The organism is Hydrogenophaga pseudoflava NBRC 102511 (assembly GCF_001592285.1).
Lineage (GTDB): Bacteria > Pseudomonadota > Gammaproteobacteria > Burkholderiales > Burkholderiaceae_C > Hydrogenophaga > Hydrogenophaga pseudoflava.
In genome coordinates this window covers 137,524-163,120 of record NZ_BCWQ01000012.1, presented here as the reverse complement: position 1 = coordinate 163,120, position 25,597 = coordinate 137,524, and the positions used below count along the sequence as shown (strand labels likewise).

The 25,597-nt window shown below is 66.5% G+C and carries 27 protein-coding genes; 13 read left to right on the top strand and 14 right to left on the bottom strand.

Annotated features, from left to right (window positions below):
• The first annotated feature begins 18 nt into the window (after positions 1-18).
• The 7 genes from HPS01S_RS15715 to HPS01S_RS15685 are packed head-to-tail and all read left to right on the top strand — an operon-like array spanning position 19 to position 9,319.
• Positions 19-1,719: a glycosyltransferase family protein gene (locus HPS01S_RS15715; protein ID WP_066158142.1), complete on the top strand. Its 1,701-nt coding sequence runs from the start codon at positions 19-21 to the stop codon at positions 1,717-1,719.
• 49 nt (positions 1,720-1,768) lie between these two features.
• Positions 1,769-2,716, top strand: coding sequence for a glycosyltransferase family 2 protein (locus HPS01S_RS15710; protein WP_066158141.1), 948 nt, complete (start codon positions 1,769-1,771; stop codon positions 2,714-2,716).
• A complete protein-coding gene (locus tag HPS01S_RS15705) occupies positions 2,713-3,654 on the top strand; it encodes a UDP-glucose 4-epimerase family protein (RefSeq protein WP_066158139.1) in 942 nt (313 codons plus the stop codon). The genes HPS01S_RS15710 and HPS01S_RS15705 overlap by 4 nt, the downstream gene beginning before the upstream one ends.
• A complete protein-coding gene (locus HPS01S_RS15700; RefSeq protein WP_066158137.1) occupies positions 3,651-4,211 on the top strand; it encodes a sugar transferase in 561 nt (186 codons plus the stop codon). The genes HPS01S_RS15705 and HPS01S_RS15700 overlap by 4 nt, the downstream gene beginning before the upstream one ends.
• Positions 4,212-4,233: 22 nt before the next feature.
• On the top strand, positions 4,234-6,159 hold the full coding sequence (locus HPS01S_RS15695) for a polysaccharide biosynthesis protein (protein WP_066158135.1): 1,926 nt from the start codon (positions 4,234-4,236) through the stop codon (positions 6,157-6,159).
• A 33-nt stretch (positions 6,160-6,192) separates the two neighbouring features.
• Positions 6,193-7,332 carry an NAD(P)-dependent oxidoreductase gene (locus HPS01S_RS15690; protein ID WP_066158133.1) on the top strand — a complete coding sequence of 380 codons (1,140 nt, stop codon included), beginning with the start codon at positions 6,193-6,195 and terminating at the stop codon, positions 7,330-7,332.
• A 31-nt stretch (positions 7,333-7,363) separates the two neighbouring features.
• Positions 7,364-9,319: an acyltransferase family protein gene (locus tag HPS01S_RS15685; protein WP_066158131.1), complete on the top strand. Its 1,956-nt coding sequence runs from the start codon at positions 7,364-7,366 to the stop codon at positions 9,317-9,319.
• Between the two features lie 6 nt (positions 9,320-9,325).
• On the opposite strand, the gene HPS01S_RS15680 is transcribed toward HPS01S_RS15685, so the two are convergent.
• Positions 9,326-11,050 (bottom strand): DEAD/DEAH box helicase, encoded by a 1,725-nt coding sequence (locus HPS01S_RS15680; RefSeq protein WP_084397420.1) that lies wholly within the window; start codon positions 11,048-11,050, stop codon positions 9,326-9,328.
• A gap of 436 nt (positions 11,051-11,486) precedes the next feature.
• Here HPS01S_RS15680 and HPS01S_RS15675 point away from each other — a divergent pair, with 436 nt between their 5' ends.
• Complete coding sequence (locus HPS01S_RS15675; RefSeq protein ID WP_066158130.1) at positions 11,487-12,134, top strand: DUF47 domain-containing protein; 648 nt, start codon at positions 11,487-11,489, stop codon at positions 12,132-12,134.
• Positions 12,135-12,150: 16 nt separating this feature from the next.
• Positions 12,151-13,161: an inorganic phosphate transporter gene (locus HPS01S_RS15670; RefSeq protein WP_066158128.1), complete on the top strand. Its 1,011-nt coding sequence runs from the start codon at positions 12,151-12,153 to the stop codon at positions 13,159-13,161.
• A 70-nt stretch (positions 13,162-13,231) separates the two neighbouring features.
• Here HPS01S_RS15670 and orn read toward each other — a convergent pair whose 3' ends face one another.
• Entirely contained in the window at positions 13,232-13,837 is a 606-nt protein-coding gene (gene orn, locus HPS01S_RS15665) for an oligoribonuclease (protein WP_066158127.1), read from the bottom strand.
• A 72-nt stretch (positions 13,838-13,909) separates the two neighbouring features.
• On the opposite strand from orn, the gene HPS01S_RS15660 reads away from it, so the two are divergent.
• Together HPS01S_RS15660 and rsgA are read left to right on the top strand one after the other, a co-directional pair.
• Positions 13,910-15,178, top strand: coding sequence for a M48 family metallopeptidase (locus HPS01S_RS15660; protein WP_066158125.1), 1,269 nt, complete (start codon positions 13,910-13,912; stop codon positions 15,176-15,178).
• The gene (rsgA, locus tag HPS01S_RS15655; protein ID WP_084397418.1) at positions 15,175-16,158 is read left to right on the top strand and encodes a ribosome small subunit-dependent GTPase A; all 984 of its coding nucleotides are present in this window, start codon (positions 15,175-15,177) and stop codon (positions 16,156-16,158) included. Before HPS01S_RS15660 ends, rsgA begins: the two co-directional genes overlap by 4 nt.
• 2 nt (positions 16,159-16,160) lie before the next feature.
• Here the strand turns inward: rsgA and HPS01S_RS15650 are convergent, their stop codons facing one another.
• From HPS01S_RS15650 to rpsP, 6 genes are all read right to left on the bottom strand, one after another.
• Complete coding sequence (locus tag HPS01S_RS15650) at positions 16,161-17,090, bottom strand: CobD/CbiB family protein (protein WP_066158123.1); 930 nt, start codon at positions 17,088-17,090, stop codon at positions 16,161-16,163.
• A gap of 38 nt (positions 17,091-17,128) precedes the next feature.
• On the bottom strand, positions 17,129-17,821 hold the full coding sequence (locus tag HPS01S_RS15645) for a CoA pyrophosphatase (protein ID WP_066158122.1): 693 nt from the start codon (positions 17,819-17,821) through the stop codon (positions 17,129-17,131).
• A gap of 98 nt (positions 17,822-17,919) precedes the next feature.
• Positions 17,920-18,276: a 50S ribosomal protein L19 gene (rplS, locus tag HPS01S_RS15640; RefSeq protein ID WP_066158120.1), complete on the bottom strand. Its 357-nt coding sequence runs from the start codon at positions 18,274-18,276 to the stop codon at positions 17,920-17,922.
• Positions 18,277-18,388: 112 nt separating this feature from the next.
• The gene (gene trmD, locus HPS01S_RS15635) at positions 18,389-19,165 is read right to left on the bottom strand and encodes a tRNA (guanosine(37)-N1)-methyltransferase TrmD (protein WP_066158118.1); all 777 of its coding nucleotides are present in this window, start codon (positions 19,163-19,165) and stop codon (positions 18,389-18,391) included.
• A gap of 12 nt (positions 19,166-19,177) precedes the next feature.
• Positions 19,178-19,774: a ribosome maturation factor RimM gene (rimM, locus tag HPS01S_RS15630; RefSeq protein ID WP_066158116.1), complete on the bottom strand. Its 597-nt coding sequence runs from the start codon at positions 19,772-19,774 to the stop codon at positions 19,178-19,180.
• Between the two features lie 16 nt (positions 19,775-19,790).
• Positions 19,791-20,045, bottom strand: a complete 255-nt coding sequence (gene rpsP / locus HPS01S_RS15625; RefSeq protein ID WP_066158114.1) for a 30S ribosomal protein S16 — start codon at positions 20,043-20,045, stop codon at positions 19,791-19,793.
• 162 nt (positions 20,046-20,207) lie between these two features.
• Between rpsP and HPS01S_RS15620 the strand changes: the two genes are divergently transcribed.
• Both HPS01S_RS15620 and HPS01S_RS15615 read left to right on the top strand, forming a co-directional pair.
• A complete protein-coding gene (locus HPS01S_RS15620; RefSeq protein WP_066158112.1) occupies positions 20,208-20,738 on the top strand; it encodes a GNAT family N-acetyltransferase in 531 nt (176 codons plus the stop codon).
• The gene (locus HPS01S_RS15615) at positions 20,735-21,190 is read left to right on the top strand and encodes a TM2 domain-containing protein (protein WP_066158110.1); all 456 of its coding nucleotides are present in this window, start codon (positions 20,735-20,737) and stop codon (positions 21,188-21,190) included. The genes HPS01S_RS15620 and HPS01S_RS15615 overlap by 4 nt, the downstream gene beginning before the upstream one ends.
• 111 nt (positions 21,191-21,301) lie before the next feature.
• Here the strand turns inward: HPS01S_RS15615 and HPS01S_RS15610 are convergent, their stop codons facing one another.
• The 6 genes from HPS01S_RS15610 to HPS01S_RS15585 all read right to left on the bottom strand — a co-directional run bounded on the left by HPS01S_RS15610 (position 21,302) and on the right by HPS01S_RS15585 (position 25,587).
• Complete coding sequence (locus HPS01S_RS15610; RefSeq protein ID WP_066158108.1) at positions 21,302-22,258, bottom strand: AEC family transporter; 957 nt, start codon at positions 22,256-22,258, stop codon at positions 21,302-21,304.
• Positions 22,259-22,280: 22 nt separating this feature from the next.
• On the bottom strand, positions 22,281-22,838 hold the full coding sequence (locus HPS01S_RS15605; RefSeq protein WP_066158106.1) for a DUF3299 domain-containing protein: 558 nt from the start codon (positions 22,836-22,838) through the stop codon (positions 22,281-22,283).
• Positions 22,839-22,968: 130 nt separating this feature from the next.
• Positions 22,969-23,211: a hypothetical protein gene (locus tag HPS01S_RS15600; RefSeq protein ID WP_066158104.1), complete on the bottom strand. Its 243-nt coding sequence runs from the start codon at positions 23,209-23,211 to the stop codon at positions 22,969-22,971.
• Between the two features lie 5 nt (positions 23,212-23,216).
• A complete protein-coding gene (locus HPS01S_RS15595) occupies positions 23,217-24,428 on the bottom strand; it encodes an ABC transporter permease (protein WP_066158102.1) in 1,212 nt (403 codons plus the stop codon).
• The gene (locus HPS01S_RS15590) at positions 24,425-25,075 is read right to left on the bottom strand and encodes an ABC transporter ATP-binding protein (RefSeq protein WP_066158100.1); all 651 of its coding nucleotides are present in this window, start codon (positions 25,073-25,075) and stop codon (positions 24,425-24,427) included. The genes HPS01S_RS15595 and HPS01S_RS15590 overlap by 4 nt, the downstream gene beginning before the upstream one ends.
• Entirely contained in the window at positions 25,072-25,587 is a 516-nt protein-coding gene (locus tag HPS01S_RS15585) for a Fur family transcriptional regulator (protein WP_066158098.1), read from the bottom strand. Before HPS01S_RS15585 ends, HPS01S_RS15590 begins: the two co-directional genes overlap by 4 nt.
• Between the last annotated feature and the right edge of the window lie 10 nt (positions 25,588-25,597).

Here is a 25,597-nt window from a genome sequence, read left to right as displayed (position 1 = left end):
CCTCAGGGGCACCCGCGCATGTTCCAACGCATCCACCGCAGCCTCCGCCAAGGTCTGAACACCTGGGCGGGCATGCCGCTGGCTTTGTTCATGCTCGTGTTCGTGATCCTGCAAGGTGTGGTCATGGCCAGCCATTCGCCGCTGAGCTATCCGCCGGACGAGATGCCCCACCTGTCCTACATCAACGACAGCATCCGCTCGCCGCAGGCACTGCCGAACTACAGCGACGGCAAGATCATGGGGTTCACCCAGACCAACTACCTGGGCCATCCACCGCTGTACTACAGCGCGCTGGGCGTGGTCGGCAAGCTGTTCTCCCTGAACCCGAAAGCGGACTACCTGATCTTCCGGCTGATCGGTGTCGGTTTCGTGGGACTGGGACTGGCCTTCGTGGTGCTGATGGCCCGGGAGCTGCGCCTGACGCAGGCCACCACCTCGCTGCTGCTGTTTGCCTGCGCCAGCGTCCCCATGTTCTCGTACATCGCCGGCAGTGTCTCCAACGACACCCTGCTGTACCTGGGCATGACCATGGGCTTCTACGGACTGGCGCGCATGGCCAATCCCGCCCGCAACGGGCCAGATGCCCTGGCGCCGGTCGTGCTGCTGGTCGGCCTGTTGATTGTGTTCCTCACCAAGGCCACAGGCATCGTCTTCATGATCCTGCTCCTCGGCGCCTGGGGAATGCGCAATTTCCGGCGCATCCATCCGGTGGTGCTGGTCCGCAGCTACTGGCCCCACTTGGCTGTCTTCTCCGTTGTTGTGGGCGGCTACTACGTCTACACCCTGCTCCAGCACGGAGGTGTTTTCCCATCGCCCGGCAGGCTCTATGGCAGCACGCCACCCGCCGAACCGCTCGATCTGGCCGGGTATGTCAGGGAATATGTCGGTTCGATGTGGCGGCGGCTGCACGGCATCATGTCGCACCTGAGCATCACCCCCATCGGAGACCGCTGGCAGCCGGTGTTCTACACGATGGTCTGCCTGCCCATCGTGGGCTGGCTGGTGGCTCGATTCAGCACGCCCCTGCTGACCTCCAACCGCATGGCCGTCCGGCTGTTCGATGCCATGGCCCTGGCCACCTTGGGCACCGTCGTTGTCCACGTGGTGTTCGGCTACCGCGCCTACCTCGTCAATGGCGTGCTCTCGGGTCTGCAGCCGCGCTACTACATGTACCTGCTGCCGGTGTTGTGGTTACCGTTCTTCGTGCTCTGCCAGCCCGGCTGGTTCAAACAGACGGTCACCACACTCTTTGCAGCAAGTGCTCTTGTGGTGTTCTGGGCCGCTGCTCCGCAGGTGCTGCTCAAACAGCACCAGGCCCTGCAGGAACTGCCCCGCAACATCGGATACGCCGACCGCGACGGGCTCGAAGCAATGTCGGTCCGTCTCCCCCGCCGCCTCACCACCGAAGGCAATGTGGAAACGCTCACGCTGACCAATGGGGAGTTGCGGGCCAAAGGCTGGGTCTATGACACCAAACTGGGCGATCAGGCCCAGCGCCTCTGGATCCTGGCCGGAGACGAGTTTGTTTCGTCCGTTCCGGTGCTGATCAAACGCGACGATGTCGCCGCCGCCCTGGGCACGCAACGAGCACTGAACACCGGGTTCGCCTTCACCGCCCGACACTTGCCGACCACCCTGAAACCCTGCGATGTCCGGCTGCTGGCCGAGTACCGCGACGGCAGCGTGGGCCCACTGAAGAACGACCTGTGCCCGCAATGACCTGCCGGCACGACACCGACACACGCCGTCAACCTCCACGGAGTTCCTCTTGAAACTCATCATCCAGATCCCCTGCTACAACGAAGCTGCCACCTTGGGCATCGCCCTGGCGGCCCTGCCGCGCGAAGTGCCCGGCTTCGACAAGGTCGAGTGGCTCATCATCGACGACGGCTGCACCGACAACACGGTCGAGGTGGCCCTGGCCCACGGCGTCGACCACGTGGTGCGGCACACCCGCAACCAGGGTCTCGCACGCGGCTTCATGAACGGCCTGCAGGCCTGCCTGGAGCACGGCGCCGACGTGATCGTCAACACCGACGCCGACAACCAGTACAACGCCGACGACATCCCGGCGCTCACCCGTCCGATCCTGGAAGGCAAGGCCGACATCGTGATCGGCGCCCGCCCCATCGCCGCCATCGAGCACTTCAGCCCGATCAAGAAACTGCTGCAGAAGCTGGGCAGCTGGGTGGTGCGGGTGGCCAGCAAGACCAGCATTCCGGACGCCCCCAGCGGCTTCCGCGCCATGAGCCGGTCCGCAGCACGCAGGCTCACGGTGTTCTCCGACTACACCTACACCCTGGAAACCATCATCCAGGCGGGCCAGAAAAACATGGCCATCACCTCGGTGCCGATCCGCGTCAACGGCGATCTCCGCCCGTCGCGCCTGGTCAAGAGCATCGCCTCCTACATCCAGCGCAGCATCGTCACGATCATCCGGGTGTTCGTGATCTACCGTCCGTTTCGCTTCTTCGCCAGCATAGGCATCGCCCTGTTCACGCTGGGCTTCATCATTGGCCTGCGGTTCCTCTACAAATGGCTGACCATGGACTACGATGGCCACATCCAGTCCCTGATCTTGGCCAGTTCGCTGCTGATCATCGGCTTCCAGACCATCCTGATCGCTTTTGTGGCCGACCTGCTGTCGGCCAACCGCAAGCTGATGGAAGAGGTCCGCTCGCTGACGCTGGAGAACCGGGACCGCCGGCCGCAATGACCGTGATCGTGGCCGTCACCGGCGCCCACGGTTTTGTCGGGCGCGCCCTTTGCCAGCACCTGAAGGCCTGCGGATTCTCTGTCCGGGCCATCACACGCTCCGCGTCCGGCGAAGAAAACACCTGGGCCGTTGGAGACCTGGGACCAGGAACCGACTGGGGCCAGAGCCTGCAGGGGGTCGACTGCGTGGTCCATTGCGCCGCCCGGGTACACATGGTGCAGGACACCGACCCTGACCCGTTGCAGTCCTACCGGCGGGTCAATGTGGAGGGCAGCCGGTCCCTGGCCATCGCTGCGGCGGCTGCGGGCGTTCGCCGGCTGGTGGCCCTGAGTTCACTCAAGGTGCATGGAGAGCGCACTGTGCCGGGTCACCCGTTCATGTCTGGCATGGCGCCAGCCCCCGAAGATGCCTACGGCCAGTCGAAATGGGAGGCCGAACAGGCCCTTCACGAGGTGGCCGGAAGAACCGGCCTTGAACTGGTGGTGGTCCGGCCACCCCTGGTCTACGGCCCCGGGGTGAAGGCCAACTTCCTCAAACTCATGAACGCGGTGGCCCGCGGCACGCCGCTTCCGCTGGGTGCGATAGACAACCGGCGCTCGCTCCTGGCGCTGGACAACCTGACCGATCTGCTGCTCCGCTGTGTGGAACAGCCGGCCGCCGCAGGACACACCTTCCTGGCATCGGACGGTCAGGATCTTTCAACGCCGGACCTGGTGCGCGCACTCGCGCGTGCGATGGGCCGGCCCGCACGGCTGTGGCCGGTGCCTGTTGCCTGGCTGCGCATGGCGGGAAAATTGCTGGGTCGAGGCCCTCAAATCGACCGACTGATCGGATCGCTGCAGGTCGACATCGGGCATACTAGACAGGTTTTAGGCTGGACGCCCCGGTTGACGGTGGAGCAGGGCCTGCGTCTCGCGGTACAGGATGTGATGGCATGAAACGCGCCTTCGACCTGTTCTTTGCGCTGTGCGCGGCCGCCATCCTGCTGCTGCCCATCGGGTTGATCGCCTTGGTGGTTCGTTGGACCTCACCCGGTCCCGCCCTCTACTGGAGTGATCGCATCGGCCGGGACAACCGCATTTTCAAGATGCCCAAATTTCGCAGCATGCGACTGGACACGCCCGCCGTGGCCACCCACCTGATGTCAGATCCCAACCGGTATCTGACGCCAGTGGGCTCCTTTCTGCGAAAAACCAGTCTGGACGAGCTTCCACAGCTCTGGAGCATCCTGAAAGGCGACATGAGTCTGGTGGGGCCTCGCCCCGCCCTGTTCAACCAGGACGATCTGATCGCCTTGCGCACCGAGGCCGGTGTTCACCGGCTGGTCCCCGGCTTGACGGGCTGGGCCCAGATCCACGGTCGGGACGAGTTGCCGATTCCCGAGAAAGTCCGGCTGGATGCCGAGTACCTGCAGAAGAGGTCGCTGGGACTGGACCTGAAGATCATTTTCCTCACGGCGTGGCGCGTGCTGCGCCGCGACGGGGTGACCCACTGACACACGATTCGACGCCCACACGATGCTGAACCGATTCGCACAGCCCATTCTGGCCATGCCCCGCCCTGCCAAGCGGGTGGTGGTGCTGTCGGTGGACGCTGCACTGTGCATTCTCACAGTCTGGCTGTCGTACTACCTGCGCCTGGGCGAGTGGGTCAAGCTGTCGGGCGACAGCTACTGGCAACCCATGTGGGCCGTTGGCGTGTCGCTGCTGCTCGCGCTGCCCATCTTTGTGGTCAATGGTTTCTACCGGGCCATTTTCCGCTACACCGGTCTCTCCGCACTGCAGACCATCCTGAAAGCGACAGCGGTATACGGTCTGCTGTTTGCCACGGTGTTCACCGCCTACGGTGTGGACGGCGTGCCCCGAACGGTGGGTCTGATCCAACCGATGCTGCTGCTGCTGACCGTCGGCGCGTCGCGCATGCTTGCACGTTTCTGGCTCGGAGGTCTCTACCGCAATCAGTTGCGGATGGTGGCTCTGCCCAGGGTGCTGATTTACGGCGCCGGCAACGCCGGGCGCCAGCTGGCGGCGGCCATGACCAACAGCCACGAGATGCGGGTGGTGGGGTTTCTGGACGACGACGACCGGCTGCATGGTCATGTGCTCAACGGTCTGTCGATCTACAGCCCCGCCGACCTGCCGGGCCTGGTGACCTCGCTGCAAGTCAGCACTGTCCTGCTCGCCATCCCCTCGGTCAGCCGCCACCGGCGCAACGAAATGATCGCGCAGATGTTGCGGGCCCACGTTCAGGTGCGCACCCTGCCTGCGGTCAGCGAACTGGCGCAGGGCATGGTCAGCACGTCCGATCTGCGCGAACTGGACATCGACGATCTGCTCGGTCGCGAACCGGTCGCGCCCAACCACATCCTGCTGGGACGCAACATCACTGACAAGGTGGTGCTGGTGACCGGGGCCGGCGGCTCCATCGGCAGTGAGCTGTGCCGTCAGATCCTCTCGGTCAATCCGAGCACGCTGGTGCTGATCGAACAGAGCGAATTCGCACTGTACGAAATCCAGCAGGAACTGCAGGAGAAGATCGAAGACAACGCCACCCTGCTGGTGCCGGTACTGGCCTCGGTGCGGGACGCGCAGCGGCTCAACGAGATCTTCGCCGACTGGAAACCCGACACTGTTTACCACGCGGCTGCCTACAAGCACGTGCCCCTGGTGGAGCACAACCCGATCGAGGGCATCCGCAACAACACGCTGGGCACCCTCACGGCCGCTAGGGCGGCGGCGGAGCACGGCGTGAGCGACTTCGTGCTCATCAGCACCGACAAGGCGGTGCGCCCGACCAACATCATGGGCGCATCCAAGCGCCTGGCGGAAATGGCGCTGCAGGCGCTGGCCGCCACAGCTCCGAAAACGCGTTTCTCGATGGTCCGCTTCGGCAACGTGCTGGGCTCCTCCGGCTCGGTGGTTCCCAAGTTCCGGCGCCAGATCCGCGATGGTGGCCCCATCACACTCACCCACCCGGACATCACGCGCTATTTCATGACCATTCCCGAGGCCGCCCAGCTGGTGATCCAGGCAGGTGCCATGGCCAAGGGCGGCGACGTGTTCGTGCTGGACATGGGCGATCCCGTCAAGATCATGGACCTCGCCACCCGGATGATCGAGCTCTCGGGCCTCTGCGTGCGCGACGAGAACAACCCCGAAGGCGACATCGAGATCGAGATCACGGGTCTGCGCCCGGGCGAGAAGCTGTTCGAGGAACTCCTGATCGGAAACAACCCGCGCCCGACCTCCCATCCCCGCATCATGAAGGCCCACGAAGAATTCGTCGCCTGGCCTGTCCTGCTGGAGAAACTGCAGCAGCTGGAGTCCTTGCTCGAACAGCGGAACGTCGAAGGCACCAAGGAACTCCTTACCGAGCTGGTGTCCGGCTACGCGCCGCAAGAGCCGGGGCAGGAATCCGACAGCCGCCTGCGCTACAGCGTCTGAGCGGCCTCACAAACCATTGTCATCACACACACCATGAACAGCCCCCAAAAACGCATCGGCCTGGTTGGAACCGGCTTCATTGCCAGCGGCTTTGCCAGGCTGCTGCACAACCACGCCACCGACTTGACCCTGAGCGCCGTGCTCACCCGGCGCCCTGCTGCCAGCGTCGAAGGATTTCCCTGCACCAACCGCTTCACGCACTCGGAGCAGGAACTCCTGGACAAGTCCGACCTGATTGTCGAATGCAGCGGTGACGTGCTGCACGCCACACGCATCATCGACATCGCGTTGAAGGCCGGCAAGCCGGTCGTCACGATGAACTCCGAGTTCCACGTCACCACCGGCTCCTACTTCGCCGACAAGGGTCTGCTCACCGAGGCGGAAGGCGACCAGCCCGGCTCGATCGCCGCCCTGCGCGAAGAGGCGGTGATGATGGGCTTCAAGCCCCTCGTGTACGGCAACATGAAGGGCTTCCTGAACCACCACCCGACGCCCGAAGAAATGGCGTACTGGGCCGGCAAGCAGGGCATCAGCGTCGAGCAGACCACCTCTTTCACCGACGGCACCAAGATCCAGATCGAACAGGCCCTGGTGGCCAACGGCTTCGGCGGCACGATCACGCGCCAGGGCATGGAAGGCCCCAAGGCCACCGACGTCACCAAGGCGGCTATCGAACTGGCACGCGGTGCGGCCGAGCGGGGACAAGCCATTTCGGACTACGTGCTTGCACCGGGCAACGCGGGTGTCTTCGTGGTCGGCACGCACGACAAGTCCGAGTGGAAGGCGCTGAACTACCTCAAACTGGGCGACGGTCCCTACTACGTGCTGGTGCGTCCGTTCCACCTCTGCCAGTACGAAATCATCAAGACCGTGCGACGGGTGCTCCACGGCGGTGGCGTGCTGCTGAACAACTCCAGCAGCCCGACGGTCTCCATCGTGGGCATCGCCAAACACGACATGCCCGCGGGCACGCGCATCGACCGCGCTATCGGCGGGTTTCAGGTGCGTGGCGAGGCCGCCCGCATCGCCGACGTCAAGGGCCACGTCCCCATCGGCATGATCCAGGACGCGGTGCTGACCCGCGCGGTGAGTGCCGGGCAGACGCTGATGTTCGACGATGTCGAGTTGCCCGACTCCCTGGCGCACACCATCGCCCGCCAGCTGTACGCGTGATCGCCGGGCATCCGGGTCTCTTAAGGCCTGGATGCAGATCACCTCGGCCAGTGCCGTCCCCCGGCGCTACCGGTGCAGCCGCCAGCCCATGTCTGCCGAAGCCCGTATCGCCCCGCTCCGCCCCGACCTTGATGGCCTGAAGGCGGTTGCAGTGGTGTCCGTGGTGCTCCACCAGGCCTTTCCCGACGTCCTCGCTGGGGGTTTTGCAGGCCTCGGCGTCTTTTTTGTCGTTTCCGGCTATCTGATCTGCTCAAGCGTCCTGTCAGAGCTGCAGAGCCCGAGGTTCAGCCTTGGCGATTTCTGCGCACGGCGCATCAGACACCTCGTCCCAGCGCTGCTTCTGGTGCTGGCCGCGGTGCTGGTCGCTGGCTGGTTCCTGTTGGCGCCGACCGACTACCGCCAACTGGGCCAGCAGGTCGTGGCAGGCAGCACGTTCGTTACCAACCTGACGGCAGAAGCTGGCCCATTTGCTGCAGGGTCTGCCAGCAAGCCGCTGCTGCATCTCTGGCCACTGACCGTGTGGGTGCCGTTCTGCCTGCTGTGGCCTCTTGCAATGTGGGCGCTGCACCGCTGGCACATGAACGCGATGCGCTGGACCGTTGCTGCGCTGCTGCTGTCCGTCCTTCTGCATCTGGCGCACGACCAGACCGCCACAGCGTCCTCCCCATCATCGGCCCTGCTCCTCGCGCTGCTGATCGGGGCTCTGCTGGCCACATGGCGGAAAAAAATGCCTGGAGGGCGCACGAATGCACTCGCCTGGATCGGCGCGGCACCGCTGACACTGGCGCTGATGAACATCGCGCCAGAGACAACATCCGTTGCTGGCTGGTGGGCATTGCTGCCCACCCTGGGAACGGCGCTGCTGATCGCAGCGGGCGCCTCGGCCTGGCTCAACCGGGTCGTGCTGTCGAGCAAGCCCTTGGTGGAGATCGGCCTCATCAGCTACCCGCTGTACCTGTGGCACTGGCCGCTGCAGTCCTTTGCACACCTCAAGTCCACGGGCGATCCTGGCTGGGAGCAGCCGCTGTCCTGGATGGCACTGGCCTTCGTGTTGGCGTGGACGACCCACCGTTTCATCGAGAAGCCGATCCGCATCGGGCGCATGAATGGGACGGTGGTCATCACCGCCCTCTGCGTGGGCCTGTGCCTGGTTGCGGTCGCCGGCTTCGCCATCCACCGCAACAACGGATTCGAGCAGCGCATTCCCGAGCTGGTGCGCCACCTCATGTCCACAGGCGGCCGGTCGGCCGTGGTCGATGGATGGCGGGACAAGGACTGCATGCTGGACTACCGCCTGCCTCCGTCTCACTACAAGCCTTTCTGCATCGAACAGAAGCGGCCGCTGGTCTTCCTCTGGGGGGATTCGCATGCGGGCTCGCTGTACCCGGGCTTCAAGGCACTGAAAGATTCAGGTCGCTTCGAATTCGGTCTGGCTGAACGCACCGCCGCCATCTGTCCATCGGTGCTGGGCATCGAGCCCCGGCCGCTGTGCAGAAGCATCAACGATGCCAACATCCAGGCGATCCGGGACACCAAGCCCGACATCGTGATCCTCTACTCGTGGTGGCACAACAAGCGCTATGACCTGCGCAACCTCGAAGCCACGGTGGAGCAGATTCAACAGGCGGGCGTGCCCCGCATCATCTTGCTGGGCGCCGTCCCCTACTGGAGGAAGCACCTGCCGCAGATCCTGCTGGAGGAATGGAAAAAAGGGCCTGTGCAGGCCCTCCCGCCGTTGCGGCTGGATGACGTGTTTCTGGACCCGGAGGTGCGCAGGGCGACCGAGATCATGCGCGAGCGTGCCCAAAGAATGGGTATCGAGTTCATCTCGGGGATGGACGTCTTCTGCAACGCCCAGGGCTGCCTGACCCGGCTGTCCGAAGACGCCACGCAGCCACTCTCCTACGACTACGGGCACCTGTCCACAGGTGCCGCTGCGTTCTACATCGAGCGGCTGGCGCCGCTGATGTTCAACAAAACGCGCTGACCGCGCTCAGCGCGGTTGGCGGCGCGGGCCGGCCGGGCGGGACGCGCCGGCGTCACCGCGCCCCCAGTTGCCCGCCCCACCCTGGGGCTTGCCGAAGCCACGCGCAGGTGCGTGATCGCGGCGCTGGTCCGGACGGCTGTCGAAACGCACATCGCCGCGCGGCGCGGCGTCGCGGCCTTCGAAGCGGGGGGCGTCGAAGCGCCCTTCGACACGGGGGCCGCGCGGTGCCGGACGGCGGTCGCCGCCGAAACGGTCACCACCAAAGCGGTCACCGGAGGGGCGCTGGAAACGGTCGTTGCCCGGACGGCCACCACCTGGGCGACCGCGGCCATTGAACTCGGGTTGCGGCGGGCGCTGGCGCGGCTCCAGACCGGGCACCACCTCCACAGCGATGCGCTGGCGGGTGTAGGCCTCGATGTCGCCGATCTTGCGGCGGTCGCGGAACTCGGCGAACGTCACGGCCAAACCATCGCGGCCGGCACGGCCGGTTCGGCCGATGCGGTGGGTGTAGTCCTCTGCCTTCATGGGCAGGCCGAAGTTGAAGACGTGCGTGATGGTCGGCACGTCGATGCCGCGGGCGGCGACGTCGGTGGCCACCAGGATCTGGACCTGTCCGCTGCGCAGCGCCATCAGGCGCCGGTTGCGCAACCCCTGGCTCAGCGCTCCGTGCAGGGCCACGGCATGGAAGCCAGTCTGCTGGAGGTCGGTGGCCAGGCCATCGCACTCCACCTGGGTGCTGCAGAACACTACCGCCTGGTTGATCGATGCGTCGCGCAGCCAGTGGTCCAGCAGCTTGCGCTTGTGCTCGGCGTTGTCGGCCCAGAACAGAACCTGCTTGATGTTGGCGTGCTTTTCCTGCGGGCTGTCGATCTGCACCTTCTGCACATGCTTGCCGCCATCGTGCATCACGCGCAGCGCCAGCTGCTGGATGCGCGGCGCGAAGGTGGCCGAGAACATCATGGTCTGGTCGCGCTGGCTGGTGAGCTGGTTGACTTCGGCCAGGTCGTCCGAAAAGCCCAGGTCGAGCATGCGGTCGGCCTCGTCGACCACCAGGAACTGCACCTGGTCCAGCTTGAGCTGCTGCGAGCGCTGCAGGTCCAGCAGGCGGCCCGGCGTGGCGACCACGAGGTCGGCGTTCTGCAGCCGTGCGATCTGCAACTGGTACGGCATGCCGCCGACCACGTTGGCGATGCGCAGGCCACGGCAGTGGCGCACCAGGTCGATGGCATCGTGAGCCACCTGCTGCGCGAGCTCGCGGGTCGGGCACAACACGAGCGCGCCGGGCGTGGCGGCCTTGAAGTTGCGGGGGTTGGTCGGATCCTTGCGTTTGGCGCGCTTGGGGGCGGGCTTGCCGGCGGCCAGCGCCTCGGCGGTTTCCTTCTCGAACGCCAGGCGCTCGGCCTCGGCCCGCGCATCCTGCTGCTGGAGCAGGGTGTGCAGTACCGGCAGCAGGAAGGCCGCGGTCTTGCCACTGCCCGTCTGGCTGGAAACCATCAGGTCGGCATAACGTTCGTCGGCCTGGTGCTCCTGACGGATGGCCTTGGGAATGACCATCGACTGCACCTGGGTGGGCTGGGTGTAGCCCAGATCGGCCACCGCGCGCACCAGTTCCGGAGCCAGCCCCAGCAGCTCGAAAGCATTGGGTTCCGTGGCCACGGGCGCATCGGCCAGCAGTTCGTTGGAGGAAATTTCGGGCGTGAATTCGCCGCGATCTTCAAAAGCGTCGCTCATGTTCGTCCTGGCGCCACAAGGGGCGTCATTGAACAGAACAGGCCATCGGAAATGCCGGCCATTGGCCGGAACCCGCAGGTGTCTGATCCGTTCGTGGTTACAAAACATCAACCACAAACGGTACCGCGCGGGACAGGCCGGAGGGTCTCCGGCGAGCTCAGCGAGTGGCCTCGTCCGTGTCCGGCCTTGGCGTCGTTTGACGATGCCGGCGGGCATTCGGGAGGCCTCTTGTGTGAGGCAGATGCACAAATCCGCCCTTCTCGTGGAAGGGCAGCCTGCGATTATGGCACGAATCGGGGTTTTCCCCAAGTTATTGGGACGCGCCGGTGCTGCGCGGGCCCCACGCGTGTCCTTTGGCAAAAGTGCCGGCGGCTAAAATCTTCCGATTCGACGCCTGTGCGTCACATCTCTTTCACATTCCACCACCGGAGACGCCATGTTTTTTGGCAAGCTGTTGCCCAAAGAGGGCAATTTTTTTGAGCTGTTCAACCAGCACGCCGAACAGATCGTCAAGGCCGCGCATGCGTTTTCGCAGCTGGTGGCCCACTACAGCGACCCGCTCCTGAGGGACAAATACAACCAGGAGGTGGACCACGCCGAACGCGCGGCCGACCGCATCACCCACGAGGTCAACCGCCTGCTGCACACCACCTTCATCACGCCGATCGACCGCGAGCAGATTCACTCGCTGATCAACACCATGGACGACGTGGCCGACCTGATCCAGGACTCGGCAGAAACCATGGCGCTGTACGACGTGCGGCACATGACCGACGAGATCTCGCGGCTGACCGACCTGAGCGTCAAGTGCTGCGAACGGCTCAAGCACGCCATCAGCCTGCTCAAGGACGTCAACGAGCCCAAGACAGCCGAAGCCGCCGTCAAGACCTGCGAAGAGATCGACCGCCTCGAATCGGACGCCGACCGCGTCATGCGCTCGGCCATGAGCAAGCTGTTCCGAGAGGAGCCGGAAGTGCGCGAGGTGATCAAGCTCAAGGCGATCTACGAGTTGCTGGAAACCATCACCGACAAGTGCGAGGACGTCGCCAACCTCATCGAGGGCATCGTCCTCGAAAACTCCTGATCGGAAGGGTCCTGCCATGACGACCGTTCAGGCGGCCCTCTGGGTCGTGGTCATGCTGGTGGCGCTGGCGCTGATCTTCGACTTCATGAACGGGTTTCATGACGCCGCCAACTCGATCGCGACCATCGTTTCCACCGGCGTGCTCAAACCCGGGCAAGCGGTGGTGTTCGCCGCCTTTTTCAACTTCGTTGCCATCTTCATCTTCAAGCTCAGCGTGGCAGCCACCGTGGGCAAGGGCATCGCCGACCCCTCGGTGATCGACACGCACGTGGTGTTCGGCGCCCTCAGCGGGGCGATCACCTGGAACCTGATCACCTGGTACTACGGCATCCCCAGCAGCTCCTCTCACGCGCTCATCGGCGGCATCGTTGGCGCCGTGATTGCCAAGGCCGGCGCTGGTGCGCTGATCGCCACCGGCGTGCTGCGCACCGTGGCGTTCATCTTCGTCTCGCCCCTGCTGGGTTTCATTCTGGGCTCGCTGATGATGGTCCTGGTGGCCTGGGTATTCCGCCGCACGCGGCCGCTCAAGGTCGATGGCTGGTTCCGGCGGTTGCAGCTGGTTTCGGCCGGCGCCTACAGCCTCGGCCATGGCGGCAACGATGCGCAGAAGACGATCGGCATCATCTGGATGCTTCTTATAGCCACCGGCTACGCATCATCGGCCGACAAGTCGCCGCCGACCTGGACCATCGTGTCGTGCTACGCGGCCATCGGCCTGGGCACCATGTTCGGTGGCTGGCGCATTGTGCGCACCATGGGCCAGAAGATCACCAAGCTCAAGCCGGTGGGCGGCTTCTGTGCCGAAACCGGGGGCGCAATGACGCTTTTCCTGGCCACGGCGCTGGGCATCCCCGTGTCGACCACCCACACCATCACCGGCGCGATCGTTGGCGTGGGTTCGGTGCAGCGCGCCAGCGCAGTGCGCTGGGGGGTGGCGGGCAACATCGTCTGGGCCTGGGTGCTGACCATCCCGGCGTCGGCCTTCGTGGCTGCGGTGGCCTACTGGTTCAGCCTCACGGTGTTCTGAGCCTGCTCGGAGTCCTCCGGCAGAAAACAAAAAAAGGGCCGGAGGCCCTTTTTTTGTTTTCTGCCGCTGATCAGTCCACCCGGAGGAAGTGCTCGCGGTAGTGGGCCAGTTCGTCGATGGACTCGTGCACATCGGCCAGCGCCGTGTGCCTCTGGTGTTTCTTGAAGCTGTCGTAGACCGCAGGCTTCCAGCGCTTGGCCAGTTCCTTGATGGTGCTCACGTCCAGGTTGCGGTAGTGGAAGTACGCCTCCAGCTTGGGCATGTACTTCACCAGAAAACGCCGGTCCTGTCCGATGCTGTTGCCGCACATGGGAGAACCATTTTTCGGCACGTACTGGCCGATGAAGGCCAGGAGCTCGGCCTGGGCCTGCTCCTCGTCGACGGTGCTGGCCTTGACCTTGTCGATCAGGCCGCTCTTGCCGTGGGTGCCCTTGTTCCAGGCGTCCATGCCATTGAGGACCGCGTCGCTCTGGTGGATGGCAAACACCGGGCCTTCCACCCGGGGCTCCAGGTTGGGGCCCGTGACCACCACAGCGATCTCCAGCAGGCGTTCCTTTTCAGGGTCAAGCCCACTCATCTCGCAATCGAGCCAGACCAGGTTCTGGTCGCTCTTGCTCAGGGTAGGCACAGGGGTGTCGGCGGCCATGGCAGCCGGGTTGATATGGTCTTGGCTCATGCGCCGATTTTCAACCAAGAACGCCATGTCCCTGCGCGGCAACCATGGCGCCGCTTCGATAGACTCTCGGGCATGGACAGCAGCGCCCTCGCCTTCACCTACCTTTTCTGTGCCTTGCTCGTGAGCGGACTGATCGTCCGCACGGTGCTCGCCAGCCGGCAGATCCGCCACGTGGTCCGCCACCGCGACCGGGTCCCCGATCCGTTCGCGGCCACCATCGGACTGGATGCCCACCGCAAGGCCGCCGACTACACCGTCGCCAAGGCCCGCTTTGGCATGCTCGAATCAGCCGTTGAAGCCGCCCTGCTGCTGGGCTGGACCTTGCTGGGTGGACTGCATGCGCTCAACCAGCTGCTGCTGCAGTGGATGGCGCCCGGCATGTGGCAGCAGCTCGCCTTGCTGGGCGCGTTCACGCTCATCGGCGCGGTGCTGACCCTGCCCCTTGGCTGGTGGTCCACGTTCCGGCTGGAAGAGCGTTTCGGATTCAACAAGATGAGTCTGGGTCTGTGGCTCGGCGATCTGCTCAAGGGTGCCGTGGTCGGCGGGCTGATCGGACTGCCCATTGCGGCGCTGGTGCTGTGGCTCATGGGCGCCGCCGGCCCCACCTGGTGGCTCTGGGCCTGGGGGGCCTGGATGGTGTTCAACCTGCTGCTGCTGGTGCTCTACCCCACGCTGATTGCCCCTCTGTTCAACAAGTTCGAACCGCTGCAGGACGATACGCTCAAGGCGCGCGTGAACGACCTGATGAAACGCTGCGGCTTCGCGGCCAAGGGCCTGTTCGTGATGGACGGCAGCAAGCGCAGTGCCCACGCCAACGCCTACTTCACCGGTTTCGGCGCCGCGAAACGCGTGGTCTTCTTCGACACCCTGCTCAAGCAACTCGCGCCGCCGGAGATCGACGCGGTGCTGGCGCATGAGCTGGGCCATTACAAGCGGCGCCACATCCTGCAGCGCACCGTGCTGATGTTCGCGCTCAGCCTGGTGGGCTTTGCGGTGCTGGGGTGGGTGTCACGCCAAGCCTGGTTCTACACCGGTCTGGGCGTGGTGCCGTCGCTGGCAGCCCCCAACGACGCGCTGGCGCTGCTGCTGTTCCTGATGGTGGTGCCGCTGTTCACCTACTTCCTCTCGCCGCTGCTGGCGCAGCTCTCGCGCCGCCACGAATTCGAGGCCGACGCCTACGCCTGTGCCCACACCGACGGCCACGACCTGGCCAGCGCGCTGCTCAAGCTCTACAAGGACAACGCCAGCACCCTCACCCCCGACCCGGTGTTCGCCCGCTTCTACTACTCGCACCCGCCCGCCAGCGAGCGCATCGCGCGCCTGCAGGGTGCGGCCGCATGAACCACTCGCCCCGCTCCCGCTCGCGTGCGGATGCCGCGGGCCGGGCGCCGGAGTCCGAGGGCTCCATCGACATCGGACTGGTGGTTGCCGCCCACGGACGGCACTGCCTGGTCGAGAGCCCGGACGGGCAACGCCGCATCTGCCATCCCCGAGGTAAAAAGAGCCAGGCCGTGGTGGGCGACCGGGTGCGCTGGATGCCCACCGGGGACGAAGGCAGCATCGAGCGGGTCGAGCCACGGATCAACCTCTTCTACCGCCAGGACGAGCTGCGCACCAAGTCGTTCGCCGCCAACCTCGACCAGGTGCTGGTGCTGCTGGCGGCCGAGCCGGAGTTCTCCGAACATCAGCTGGCGCGCGCACTGGTCGCCGCCGAAGCCGAGGGCATCGCACCTCTGATCGTGCTCAACAAGGCCGATCTCGGCACCCTGTTCGAGCGCGCCTGGGACCGGCTGGCACCGTACCGGGCCATGGGTTTGACTGTGCTGCCGCTGCGGCTCAAGGGTGAAGACGATGCCTCGTCTGGCCTGGACGCGCTGGTGCAGCGGCTGGAGGGCAAGACGACCCTGGTACTCGGCCCATCCGGTGTCGGCAAGAGCACCCTAGTCAACCGCCTGGTGCCTCAGGCCCAGGCACAGACCGGTGAGATCTCGCGCGCCCTGAACTCGGGCAAACACACGACCACCAGCACCACCTGGTACTGGGTCGACACGGCGCGCACCACCGCACTGATCGATTCACCCGGCTTCCAGGAATTCGGCCTGAACCACATCGAGGCGACCCGGTTGGCCAGCCTCATGCCCGATCTGCGCGCCGCGCTCGGCGCGTGCAGGTTCTACAACTGCACCCACCTGCACGAACCCGGCTGCGGCGTGCGGGCCAAAGTGCAGGGCGAGGGCACCGGAGACGACACCATTGCCCCCAACCGCTACCGCATCTACGAGGACCTGTTTGCCGAGCTCTCTGCCAAACGGAGCTACTGAGCTCAGCCGAGCAGACGGGCCAGCGTCAACAGGGCCAGCAGGAGCATCCAGAGCACCACGCTGCGCCACACCAAGCCCACTGCGCTGGCCAGATGGGCAAGCTGGGGCTCGGGCCGGGTCGCGACTCCTTCGGCCTCTTCCGGTTTTCCTTCGCTGGCGTTCAGACGCACGTTGATCGCGCCGGACGTGGCGGCCAGGACCACGCCATCGGTGCCCGGACCGAACTGTTCGGCCTCACCCCGCCAGCTCGCCACAGCCTCCTCGAAGTTGCCCACCACCGCGAAACCCAGCGCCGTCGCACGGGCGGGCACATGGTCCACCCACTGCCATCCGGTGACCGCCGCCTGCTGGGTGGCCTGGCTGGGCGTGCCATCGGGGCGCCCCCGCCAGTTGCGCGAAAGGTACTCGGCCATCCGGTAGAACACCGCCCCCGCTGGCCCCAGTCCGAGCAGCCAACACACGACGAACGCCGCCAGCACACCAAAAACATGGCGGTGCGCGGCCAGCACCGACTGTTCGATCACCTGCCGCAGCACCTCGGCCCGGGGCAGGCTGCTGGTTTCCACATGCAGCCACTGCGCCAGCTTCTCGCGGGCGAGCAGGTCGTCGCCCACCTCCAGCGCCTGACGGATGTCGGTGAAGTGGTGGCTGAACTGGCGAAAGCCCAGTGTCACGTAGAGCACCAGCACCAGCCAGACGAACGACAGCACGTTGCTGAACTGCCAGAGCCCCCAGTACACCAGGGTTGCCAGCAGGGCCGGCACCATGGTGGCCAGGCCCCAGGCCAGCCATCCGTGCACGGCCTGGCCGGTGTCCAGGTTTCGGCGCACCAGCCGGGCCCAGCTCCGCAGACCAGCAAACACAGGGTTGTTGATCGACAGAGGGCGCGCCTGTTCGATCAGGAAAGCCAGCAGGATGGCAAAAAAGATCATGGCCCGATGATAGCGAGCGCCCTGCGGGACCTGGCGCCTCAGGCGGTGAGGAAACGATACAGGTTGCGCAGCATGCCGGCGGTGGCGCCCCAGATGAAGCGCTCTGTCGCGCCCTCCTGGTACGGCATCGAGTACCACTCCCGCATCTCGCCGTTCCACTCGAAACCATGGCGGCGGTGGTTGACCGGATCCATGAGAAAGTCCAGCGGCACCTCGAACACGTCGTCCACCTCACCGGGGTTGGGCAGAAGCGTGAAACCGGGCTGCACCAGCGCCACCACCGGTGTGATGTGGAACTGCGTGCCCGTCACGTATTCCGGCAGGCGGCCCAGCACCTCCACATGCGCCGGTTCGAGACCGATTTCCTCCTGGGCCTCTCGCAACGCCGCTGCAGTGGCATCCCGGTCCTCGGCATCGACCTTGCCCCCCGGAAACGCGATCTGCCCCGAGTGGGTGGACAGGTGGGCCGTGCGCTGCGTCAGCAACAGCCCTAAGCGCTCACGCACCACCAGCGGGATCAGCACGGCCGCCGGCGCTGGCGCCCGGTCGGTGAAACGGCGCTCGCGCACCAGCTCCGGGGTCCAGACCGGGGGACGCGCAAAACGCTCCCGCAGCCCTTCTGGAGTGAGGCGTCCGGCCGGCGCTGCTGCCAGCCCCTCGGCACCGTGCAGCACGGGCACCTGGCGTGGATCAAAGGTGGGTGGATAGCGCGTTGGCGCAGAGGAAGACATGGGGACGAGTATGGAACAGGCACAAAAAAGCCGCTCGGGTGAGCGGCTTTTCGAGGTGGGCCATCAGGCGCCCGGCTTCTGACCGAAGCTGTGCGCTTTTACGCGCCCAGCTTTTCCTTGATGCGGGCCGACTTGCCGCTGCGCTGGCGCAGGTAGTACAGCTTGGCACGGCGCACGTCACCGCGGCGCTTGACTTCGATCGAAGCGATCAGCGGGCTGTACAGAGGGAAAGTGCGCTCGACGCCTTCGCCGTTGGAGATCTTGCGCACGATGAAGCTGGAGTTCAGACCGCGGTTGCGACGGGCCACCACCACGCCTTCGTAGGCCTGCACGCGCTTGCGGGTACCTTCGATCACGTTCACGCTGACGATCACGGTGTCGCCAGGGGCAAACGCGGGGATGGTCTTGCCAAGGCGAGCAATTTCTTCCTGCTCAAGGGTCTGGATGAGGTTCATGGTTTCCTGTTTACCGATCATGGCCGCGCTACACAAGAGGCTGCAATTCCCTGACCTCCGCAGTGGTGGTCACCGGTCACAACGGCCGGCCAGAGGATCGAAAAGCCTTGGATTATAGCTTTTTCAAGGAGCGCAGGAAAACTTCGTCGACCGGCGTGAGCCGCCCAGCCTCCCGCGCCTGCGCCAGCAGGTCCGGCCGCTGGCGTGCAGTGAGCGCCAGACTTTGCTCCCGGCGGTAGCGCGCGATGCGCTCGTGGTGCCCGCCCATGAGCACTTCAGGGGCCGCCACGGGGCCTTGTGGCCCTTCCCACACCTCGGGTCGCGTGTGGTGCGGACTGTCCAGCAGGCCGTCCAGCGCCGGATTGAAGCTGTCCTGCTGGTGGCTGCCCTCGTCGCCCAGCACGCCCGGCATAAGGCGCGCCACCGAGTCCAGCAAGGCCATGGCGGCGATCTCGCCGCCCGAAAGCACGAAATCGCCCAGGCTGATCTGTCGGTCCACGCAGGCGTCTATGAAGCGCTGATCGACGCCTTCGTAGCGCCCGCAGACCAGCACCGCGCCCGCGCTTTGCGAATAGTCGACCGCCAAGGCGTGATCCAGCCGCTGGCCGATGGGCGAGAACAGCACCACCGGCGCACGGGCGCCCTCTGGTTCGGCGCGGTCGGCGCGGATGGCCTGCAAGCAGCGCCACAGGGGCTCGGCCATCATGACCATGCCGGGCCCGCCGCCGAAAGGCCGGTCGTCCACACGGCGGTAGTTGCCCTCTGCAAAGTCACGCGGGTTCCAGAGGCGCACGTCGACCTGCTTCGATTCAAACGCCCGGCGGTTGATGCCGCTGCGGAAGAAGGGCTCGAAGAGTTCGGGGAAAAGCGTGATGACGTCAAAGCGCATGGCGCGCTCCGGTCAGTAGTCGGTCTGCCAGTCGGCGGTGATGCGGCGGGCGTTCAGGTCCACATCGTCGATGTAGGCCGCCACAAAGGGCACCATGCGCTCGGCCGTCTTCTCGACACCGTCCACAGTCTCGGTGTATTCCATCACCAGCACCGAGGTCGGGCCGGTGGGCATGAGGTCGCGCACCACACCCAGGTGCACGCCCTCGCGGTTGACCACGTCAAGACCGATCAGATCGACCCAGTAGTACTCACCGTCGGCGGCGGCGGGAAAGGCGCTGCGCGGCACATGGATGCGCGCCCCCTTGAGCGCTTCGGCACCACTGCGATCCACCACACCCTCCAGGCGGGCGACGATGCCATCGGAATGCACCTTGATCTCGGCCACGTGCACACGCACCGGGCCCGGAAACGCCGAAAAGCCGCGCGCGAAACGGGCTTCGGGCGGCAGCAGGAACCAGTCGGGTGATTCGAACAGCGCACGGGTGTCGGCGCTGTGCGGCTGGATGTGGACCCAGCCTTTGACGCCCCAGGCGTCAAGAAAACGGCCCAGTTCGACCGCATCCGCCGGCAGGGGCGATGCTTCGAACGGGCCGCTCGAGGGGATCACTGCGAACGCAGGGAGATCAGGCAGCGGCCTTGGCGGCGGCTTGCTTGACCAGACGGGCCACGGTGTCCGACGGCTCGGCGCCGACGCCGGTCCAGTAGGTCAGACGGTCCTGGGCGATGCGCAGGGGCTCTTCGCCACCCCTGGCCAGAGGGTTGTAGAAGCCGATGCGCTCGATGAAGCGGCCGTCGCGGCGGTTGCGCTTGTCGGCGACCACGATGTTGTAGAACGGACGGGCCTTGGAGCCGCCGCGGGAGAGTCGAATGACGACCATGATTTATCCTTCGGGTGGTGGTGAACACCGGCACAACGCGTGACAGTGTTTTCTCGCAGCGCTTGAGACACACGACTGACCACCCGGCCAGCGAAACGCTGCAAAGCCTGCCATTATAACCAGCCGGCTCAAGAACCCAAGCCCTTATTTCCTGCCCCTTCCATGCCCCTGATCCGCCCCAGCACCGAGCACGACCTGCCCGCCATCACCCGCATCTACGCACACCACGTGCTGCACGGCACAGGCACCTTTGAGACCACGCCCCCCACCCTGGAAGAGATGACCGCCCGCCGGGCCGACGTTCTGTCCAAGGGGCTGCCCTGGCTGGTGGCCGAAGAGGCTGGCGAGGTGCTGGGCTATGCCTACGGCAACTGGTTCAAGCCGCGGCCGGCCTACCGCTTTTCGGTGGAGGATTCGATCTATCTCGCCCCCGAAGCCGCCGGCAAGGGCCTGGGCCGCGCGCTGCTGGCCGAACTGCTGGCCACGCTGGAGCGCAGCGGCATCCGCAAGGTGATGGCGGTGATCGGTGATTCGGCCAACGCAGGCTCCATCGGCGTGCACAAGGCCCTGGGCTTCGAGCAGGTCGGTGTGGTCCCGGCGTGCGGCTGGAAGTTCGGGCGCTGGCTGGACATCGTGATGATGCAGCGCGCCATCGGCGAAGGCGACCGCACACCGCCCGAGGGCGAGGCATGAGCGGTCCGAAAAACAAAACCCTGACCGTCTGGCTGGCCGTGCTGGGCGGCCACCTGGGTCTGCACCGCTTCTACCTGCGCGGCCTGGGCGACTGGATCGGCTGGCTGCACCCCATCGCGTCGGCGCTGGGCTGGTGGGGTGTCGAACGGGTCCGCGCCTTCGGGCAGGACGACGTGCTGTCGTGGCTGCTGATCCCGTTTCTGGGCATGAGCATCGCCACCAGTTGCCTGGCCGGCATCGTCTACGCGCTGAGCGACCGGCCGCGCTGGAACGGCTGGTTCAACCCGCAGGCGCAGCCCGAAGACAGCGCGGGCGCCACCAACTGGCTGACCATCGGCGCGCTCGTCCTGAGCCTGCTGGTGGGCACCATCGCCTTCATGGGCAGCCTGGCCTTCGGCATCCAGCGCTACTTCGAATACCAGGTCGAAGAGGCCCGCAAGATCAGCCAGTAGGCTGGCCCACCCCGCGCCGCGCTGCGCGCGTCACCCCTCAAGGGGCAACACCTGCGGCCCGGCGAAGCCGGTTCTGCGGTGTTCTGGGCCAATTCCCCCGCTCCGACCGGATCAGTTCACGTATGTCATCAGGAGCATCACGGCACTGAGCGTGAACAGCGCCAGCACCGTCGACAGGCCCATGGCGGCGGTCGTGAGACCCTGGGCGACCTCGTAGCGCTGCGCGAACAGGAACACGTTGGCGCCCATGGGCAGTGCGGCGGCCACCACCATCACCGTGAGCGGCAGGCCGGTGATGCCCCAGGCCCAGGCCGACACGCCGACCAGCAGCGGCAGCAGCAGGTTCTTGGACGCCGTGATCCACAGTGCGGGCTTAAGGTGTCCGCCCAGCGGGGTGCGCGCCAGCGTGACGCCCACCAGCACCAGCGCCAGCGGACCGAAGGCGCTGCCCAGCAGCTGCAGCGGCTTGTCGACCACGGCCGGCAGGCTCCAGCCGGACTGCGCGAACAGCAGGCCGCTGATGATGGGCAGCGGGATCGGGTGGATCAGCGCCCCCTTGAAGGCCGACCAGGCGGTCTCCAGCACATGCGGCGCGCGCTCGCCGCCTTCGCGCGCCTCGCGGGCGACCACCAGCTCCAGCACCACCGAGCCCACGGTGAGCAGGATCAGCGCATGCACCGACACCAGGGTCAGCAGCGTCACCAGCGCCGCCTTGCCATAGGCCAGCTCGACCAGGGTGATGCCGATCATCACCATGTTGGAGAACACCCCACCCAGGGCCATGACGACGCTGGAGCGGTTGAAGCCCCGCCAGGCGATGGACACGATGAGCAGCAGCAGCGCGGCCGGGAAATACGCGGCGAGTGGCCGCAGGTCCAGCGTCTCCACGTGCACGCCGCTCATGGTGCGGAACAGCAGCGCCGGAATCAGCAGCAGGAAGACCAGGTTGGAGAGGTCCCTCACCGCGGACTCGCGGATCCAGTCGCGCCGCCCGGCGAAGTAGCCCAGGGCGATCAGCAGGAAGACGGGGGTGAGGGAGGCGACGACGGGGTGGCTGGCGAGGTTCACCCGGGCGATCGTACCCCGCCCGTCATTTCACGCCGACCGCCTCGGTCATGCGGTAGTACAGGCCGTAGGGGTCGTTCTGCAACACGTGGAACGTGCCCTCGACCACCACCGCGTTGAGGCTGTATTTGACCGGCGCCTTGGTGCGGACCTCGATCATGCTTTCCGGCCCACCAGGCGTGCAGAACGAGCAGGTCGGCGGCACCGAGGCCAGCAGGAAGTGGCGCTGCTGCTCGCCCGGTCCCAGCGGCAGCATGAAGCCCTGCACCTTCTGCGTCTTCTGGTTCAGCGCCTGCACACCCGGCGTGTAGACCGGCGTGATGCGCTTGTTCTTCACCTCGGTCTTGATGTCGGTCAGCAGCGACCAGGGCACCACATCCTCGCGCGGCTTGAGCGGCGCAAACGGCGACAGCGGGCTGTGCACACCCGCCCCCTGCCCCTGCACATGCGGCGGCACGGCGGGATCGGCTGCAGCCCCGGCAGCCGGCGCCGCAGGCGTGCCAATCGGCGACGTCAGCTGCGCAAACGCCATCCCGGAGACACAAGCCAGCGACGAGAGCGCACAACGAAAAAGAAAGTTCATATCGAGAGCGAGGACTTCAATCCAGAACGCGGCGGAACCGGCTCCGCCGGGCCGCACGCGTTGCCCCCTGGAGGGGGTGACGCGCGAAGCGCGGCGCGGGGGTGATTCAAGATCCCGCGGGGGTGGGCCATCAATGTGCGTGTTTCATCCCGCAGTATTTGCCAATCGCCAGACCCCGGCACGCGGCCTGAAGTTCCGCCATGCAGACCTTCTCGTCCTTCTTGGTCTCCAGGCACTTGGCCGCGCCTTCGTGGGCCGCGGCCATGGCGCGGTGGCGCTGGACGTCCTGCTGCAACTCCTTGTCGGAATGCTGCGCCAGTGCAGCCGTGGTCATGCAGGCGGACAGGGCCAGCCAGAGCGCGATCTTCTTCATCGGTTTCACCTTGTGTTCAACAACGGGGTCACGTCGACCCGATAGGCGCTGATGGCCGGCACCAGCGCCGCCACCACCGCCACTCCGAATGCCAGCAGCGGCACCCAGCCTTCGGCCGGCACCCACTGCCAGCCCGCGATGGCCAGCGACTGCTGGTCCATCAGCATCTGTCCCGCCAGCGCGGTCAGCCCGTGCGCGGCCAGCAGGCCCAGCGCGCAGGCCATCAGCGCCAGCCACAGCGACTCGCACAGCACCAGCGCGCCCACGCGGGCCGGCGGTGCGCCGAGCATGCGCAGCATCGCCAGGTCGTGCCGGCGCTCGCGCACCGCGCCCCAGAGCGCGATGAACACCGACAGCCCGGCCACCGCCAGCAGCACCGCGCCCAGCCCCTGCAGCACCCGCGTGCCGACGCCGACCATGCTCAGCAATCGCGTGATCTCCACCGCCGGCGAGGCCGCCTGCATCGGCGTGCTGTCGTTGATGAAGCGCGGGAAGCTTGCGGCGGCCAGCGGCGTGCGGTAGCGGATCAGGGCCAGCGTCACCTCGCGGTCGGCCTCGATGGCCGCGCGGTCTTCCTCGTCCATGTCGTCGGTCGCGTGCATGTCGTCGTGCACCTTCCAGACCGATTCGGTGGCGGTGAGCGCCAGGCGATCGAGCACGCAACCGCAGGGCGCGAACACGCCGCTCACCGCGTAGAGCGCCTCGCCGTGCATGGCACCGCCGCTGCCCAGGCCGTGCGCGCCGACGAAGCTCTGGCCGATGGTCAGCCCGGTGGCACGCGCCACCTGCGCGCCCAGCACCGCCTGCATCGGCGCGGTCCAGAACGCGCCCTGCGCGAGGGCAACGCCGTAGTGCGCCGCGTAGTCCGGCGTGGTGCCGACGATGCGGAAACCCGCGAGGTTGTCGCCCAGGCTCAGCGGAATCAGCTGCGCCACCTGCGGGTGCGCCTGCAGCTTCTTCACCTCGTCCAGCGGGATGTTGCCGGGCGGCACGTCGATGTGGAACACGCCCGCCAGGATCAGCTGCATCGGGCTGCCCTTGGCACCGACCACTGCGTCGATGCCCTGCAGGTCGCGTTCGAAGGCCCGATCCACCTGGTGCTGCGCGATCAGCACGAAGGCCATCGAGGCCAGGCCCAGCGTGAGCAGCAGCAGGTTGAGCGCCGTGGACAAGGGCCGCGACCAGAGGTAGCGCCAGGACAGGGACAACACGTTCACGCCATGCCCTCCCGCGCCAGCCGCAGCGTCTGCGCGCCCGGCAGCGCCTGCAGCACGCGCGCGTCGTGGGTCGAGACCACCAGCGTTGCCCCGGCCCCGGCGGCGCAGCGCTGCAGCAGGTCCAGCGCGGCCCCGCAGGCCTCGTCGTCTAGGCTCGCGGTGGGCTCGTCGACCAGCAGCACCCGGGGTTGCAGCAGCAGCGCCCGCGCCAGGGCCACCCGCTGCGCCTGGCCGCCCGAGAGCTGCGAGGGCTTGCGGCTGGCCAGTGCCGTGAGGTCCAGCGAGGCCAACGCACGATGAATGGCGCCGCGGTCCACCGGCAGGCCGGCGGCAAAGAACACCAGCGCCAGGTTGTCGGCCACCGACAGCGCCTCGTTCAGGAACAGCTTCTGCGGCAGAAAACCCAGGCAGCGCGCGCGCCAGCGGTCGCGCGGCGCGCCGGCCAGCGCCTGCACCGCCTGCCCGGCCACCACCACCTCGCCCGACGAAGGCGTGAGCAGACCGGCCACCAGGGCCAGCCAGGTCGACTTGCCGCTGCCCGAGGGCCCGCGCAGCAGCAGCGCGCCGCCCTGCGGCACCGCCACATCGGGGAAGCGCAGGACGGGCGCCTGCGGGTAGGCAAAGCCCAGGCCTCGGGTCTCGATCACCGTGACGGCTCCATCGCCGCGCCGTCCGAGGGGTCGGCGCAATCGGCGCAGGTGCCGTGCACCGCCATGTCCAGCCGCAGGCCGCGGTGGCCCATACCGGCCAGCGTGCGCATGAGCTCGTCGGCCACCGCCCGCGCCGGCTCGCTCGCCCCGGTCAGGCGGAACTGGCGGTGGCAGGCGTCGCATTCGAAGCGCGGCGCCGCGCCATCGTCGCCCAGGTCGGCCAGGCGGAAGCGCCAGGTGCGCGCGTCGTCGTCGGTCTGGCGCTGCAGCACGCCGCAGGCGGCCAGGCGTTCCAGCAGCCGGTAGAGGGTGACGCGGTTGATGTCCAGCCCGCGCGTCTGCAGCGAGGCCAGGGCCTGGGCGTGGCTGAGCGTGCCCTGCGGGTTCGCCAGGAACAGGCCCAGCACCGCACGCGTGGCCAGGGTGCGGCGCAGGCCGGCGGCTTCCAGACGGGTCTGGATCTCGGCCGGCACGGTCACCGGTTCTTTGGGGCTGGATCGGGTCGCCATGGCAGGTCTC

Excerpts from the sequence above, each read along its gene's own strand:
- rsgA (WP_084397418.1), top strand. The coding sequence starts at position 15,175 with ATGAACCACTCGCCCCGCTCCCGCTCGCGTGCGGATGCCGCGGGCCGG.
- HPS01S_RS15695 (WP_066158135.1), top strand. The coding sequence starts at position 4,234 with ATGCTGAACCGATTCGCACAGCCCATTCTGGCCATGCCCCGCCCTGCC.
- HPS01S_RS15685 (WP_066158131.1), top strand. The coding sequence starts at position 7,364 with ATGCAGATCACCTCGGCCAGTGCCGTCCCCCGGCGCTACCGGTGCAGC.
- HPS01S_RS15715 (WP_066158142.1), top strand. The coding sequence starts at position 19 with ATGTTCCAACGCATCCACCGCAGCCTCCGCCAAGGTCTGAACACCTGG.
- HPS01S_RS15680 (WP_084397420.1), bottom strand. The coding sequence starts at position 11,050 with ATGAGCGACGCTTTTGAAGATCGCGGCGAATTCACGCCCGAAATTTCC.
- rplS (WP_066158120.1), bottom strand. The coding sequence starts at position 18,276 with ATGAACCTCATCCAGACCCTTGAGCAGGAAGAAATTGCTCGCCTTGGC.
- HPS01S_RS15650 (WP_066158123.1), bottom strand. The coding sequence starts at position 17,090 with ATGATCTTTTTTGCCATCCTGCTGGCTTTCCTGATCGAACAGGCGCGC.
- HPS01S_RS15670 (WP_066158128.1), top strand. The coding sequence starts at position 12,151 with ATGACGACCGTTCAGGCGGCCCTCTGGGTCGTGGTCATGCTGGTGGCG.
- HPS01S_RS15600 (WP_066158104.1), bottom strand. The coding sequence starts at position 23,211 with ATGAAGAAGATCGCGCTCTGGCTGGCCCTGTCCGCCTGCATGACCACG.
- trmD (WP_066158118.1), bottom strand. The coding sequence starts at position 19,165 with ATGCGCTTTGACGTCATCACGCTTTTCCCCGAACTCTTCGAGCCCTTC.
- HPS01S_RS15690 (WP_066158133.1), top strand. The coding sequence starts at position 6,193 with ATGAACAGCCCCCAAAAACGCATCGGCCTGGTTGGAACCGGCTTCATT.
- HPS01S_RS15605 (WP_066158106.1), bottom strand. The coding sequence starts at position 22,838 with ATGAACTTTCTTTTTCGTTGTGCGCTCTCGTCGCTGGCTTGTGTCTCC.
- orn (WP_066158127.1), bottom strand. The coding sequence starts at position 13,837 with ATGAGCCAAGACCATATCAACCCGGCTGCCATGGCCGCCGACACCCCT.
- HPS01S_RS15615 (WP_066158110.1), top strand. The coding sequence starts at position 20,735 with ATGAGCGGTCCGAAAAACAAAACCCTGACCGTCTGGCTGGCCGTGCTG.
- HPS01S_RS15620 (WP_066158112.1), top strand. The coding sequence starts at position 20,208 with ATGCCCCTGATCCGCCCCAGCACCGAGCACGACCTGCCCGCCATCACC.
- HPS01S_RS15700 (WP_066158137.1), top strand. The coding sequence starts at position 3,651 with ATGAAACGCGCCTTCGACCTGTTCTTTGCGCTGTGCGCGGCCGCCATC.
- HPS01S_RS15705 (WP_066158139.1), top strand. The coding sequence starts at position 2,713 with ATGACCGTGATCGTGGCCGTCACCGGCGCCCACGGTTTTGTCGGGCGC.
- HPS01S_RS15585 (WP_066158098.1), bottom strand. The coding sequence starts at position 25,587 with ATGGCGACCCGATCCAGCCCCAAAGAACCGGTGACCGTGCCGGCCGAG.
- HPS01S_RS15660 (WP_066158125.1), top strand. The coding sequence starts at position 13,910 with ATGGACAGCAGCGCCCTCGCCTTCACCTACCTTTTCTGTGCCTTGCTC.
- rpsP (WP_066158114.1), bottom strand. The coding sequence starts at position 20,045 with ATGGTCGTCATTCGACTCTCCCGCGGCGGCTCCAAGGCCCGTCCGTTC.
- HPS01S_RS15645 (WP_066158122.1), bottom strand. The coding sequence starts at position 17,821 with ATGTCTTCCTCTGCGCCAACGCGCTATCCACCCACCTTTGATCCACGC.
- HPS01S_RS15675 (WP_066158130.1), top strand. The coding sequence starts at position 11,487 with ATGTTTTTTGGCAAGCTGTTGCCCAAAGAGGGCAATTTTTTTGAGCTG.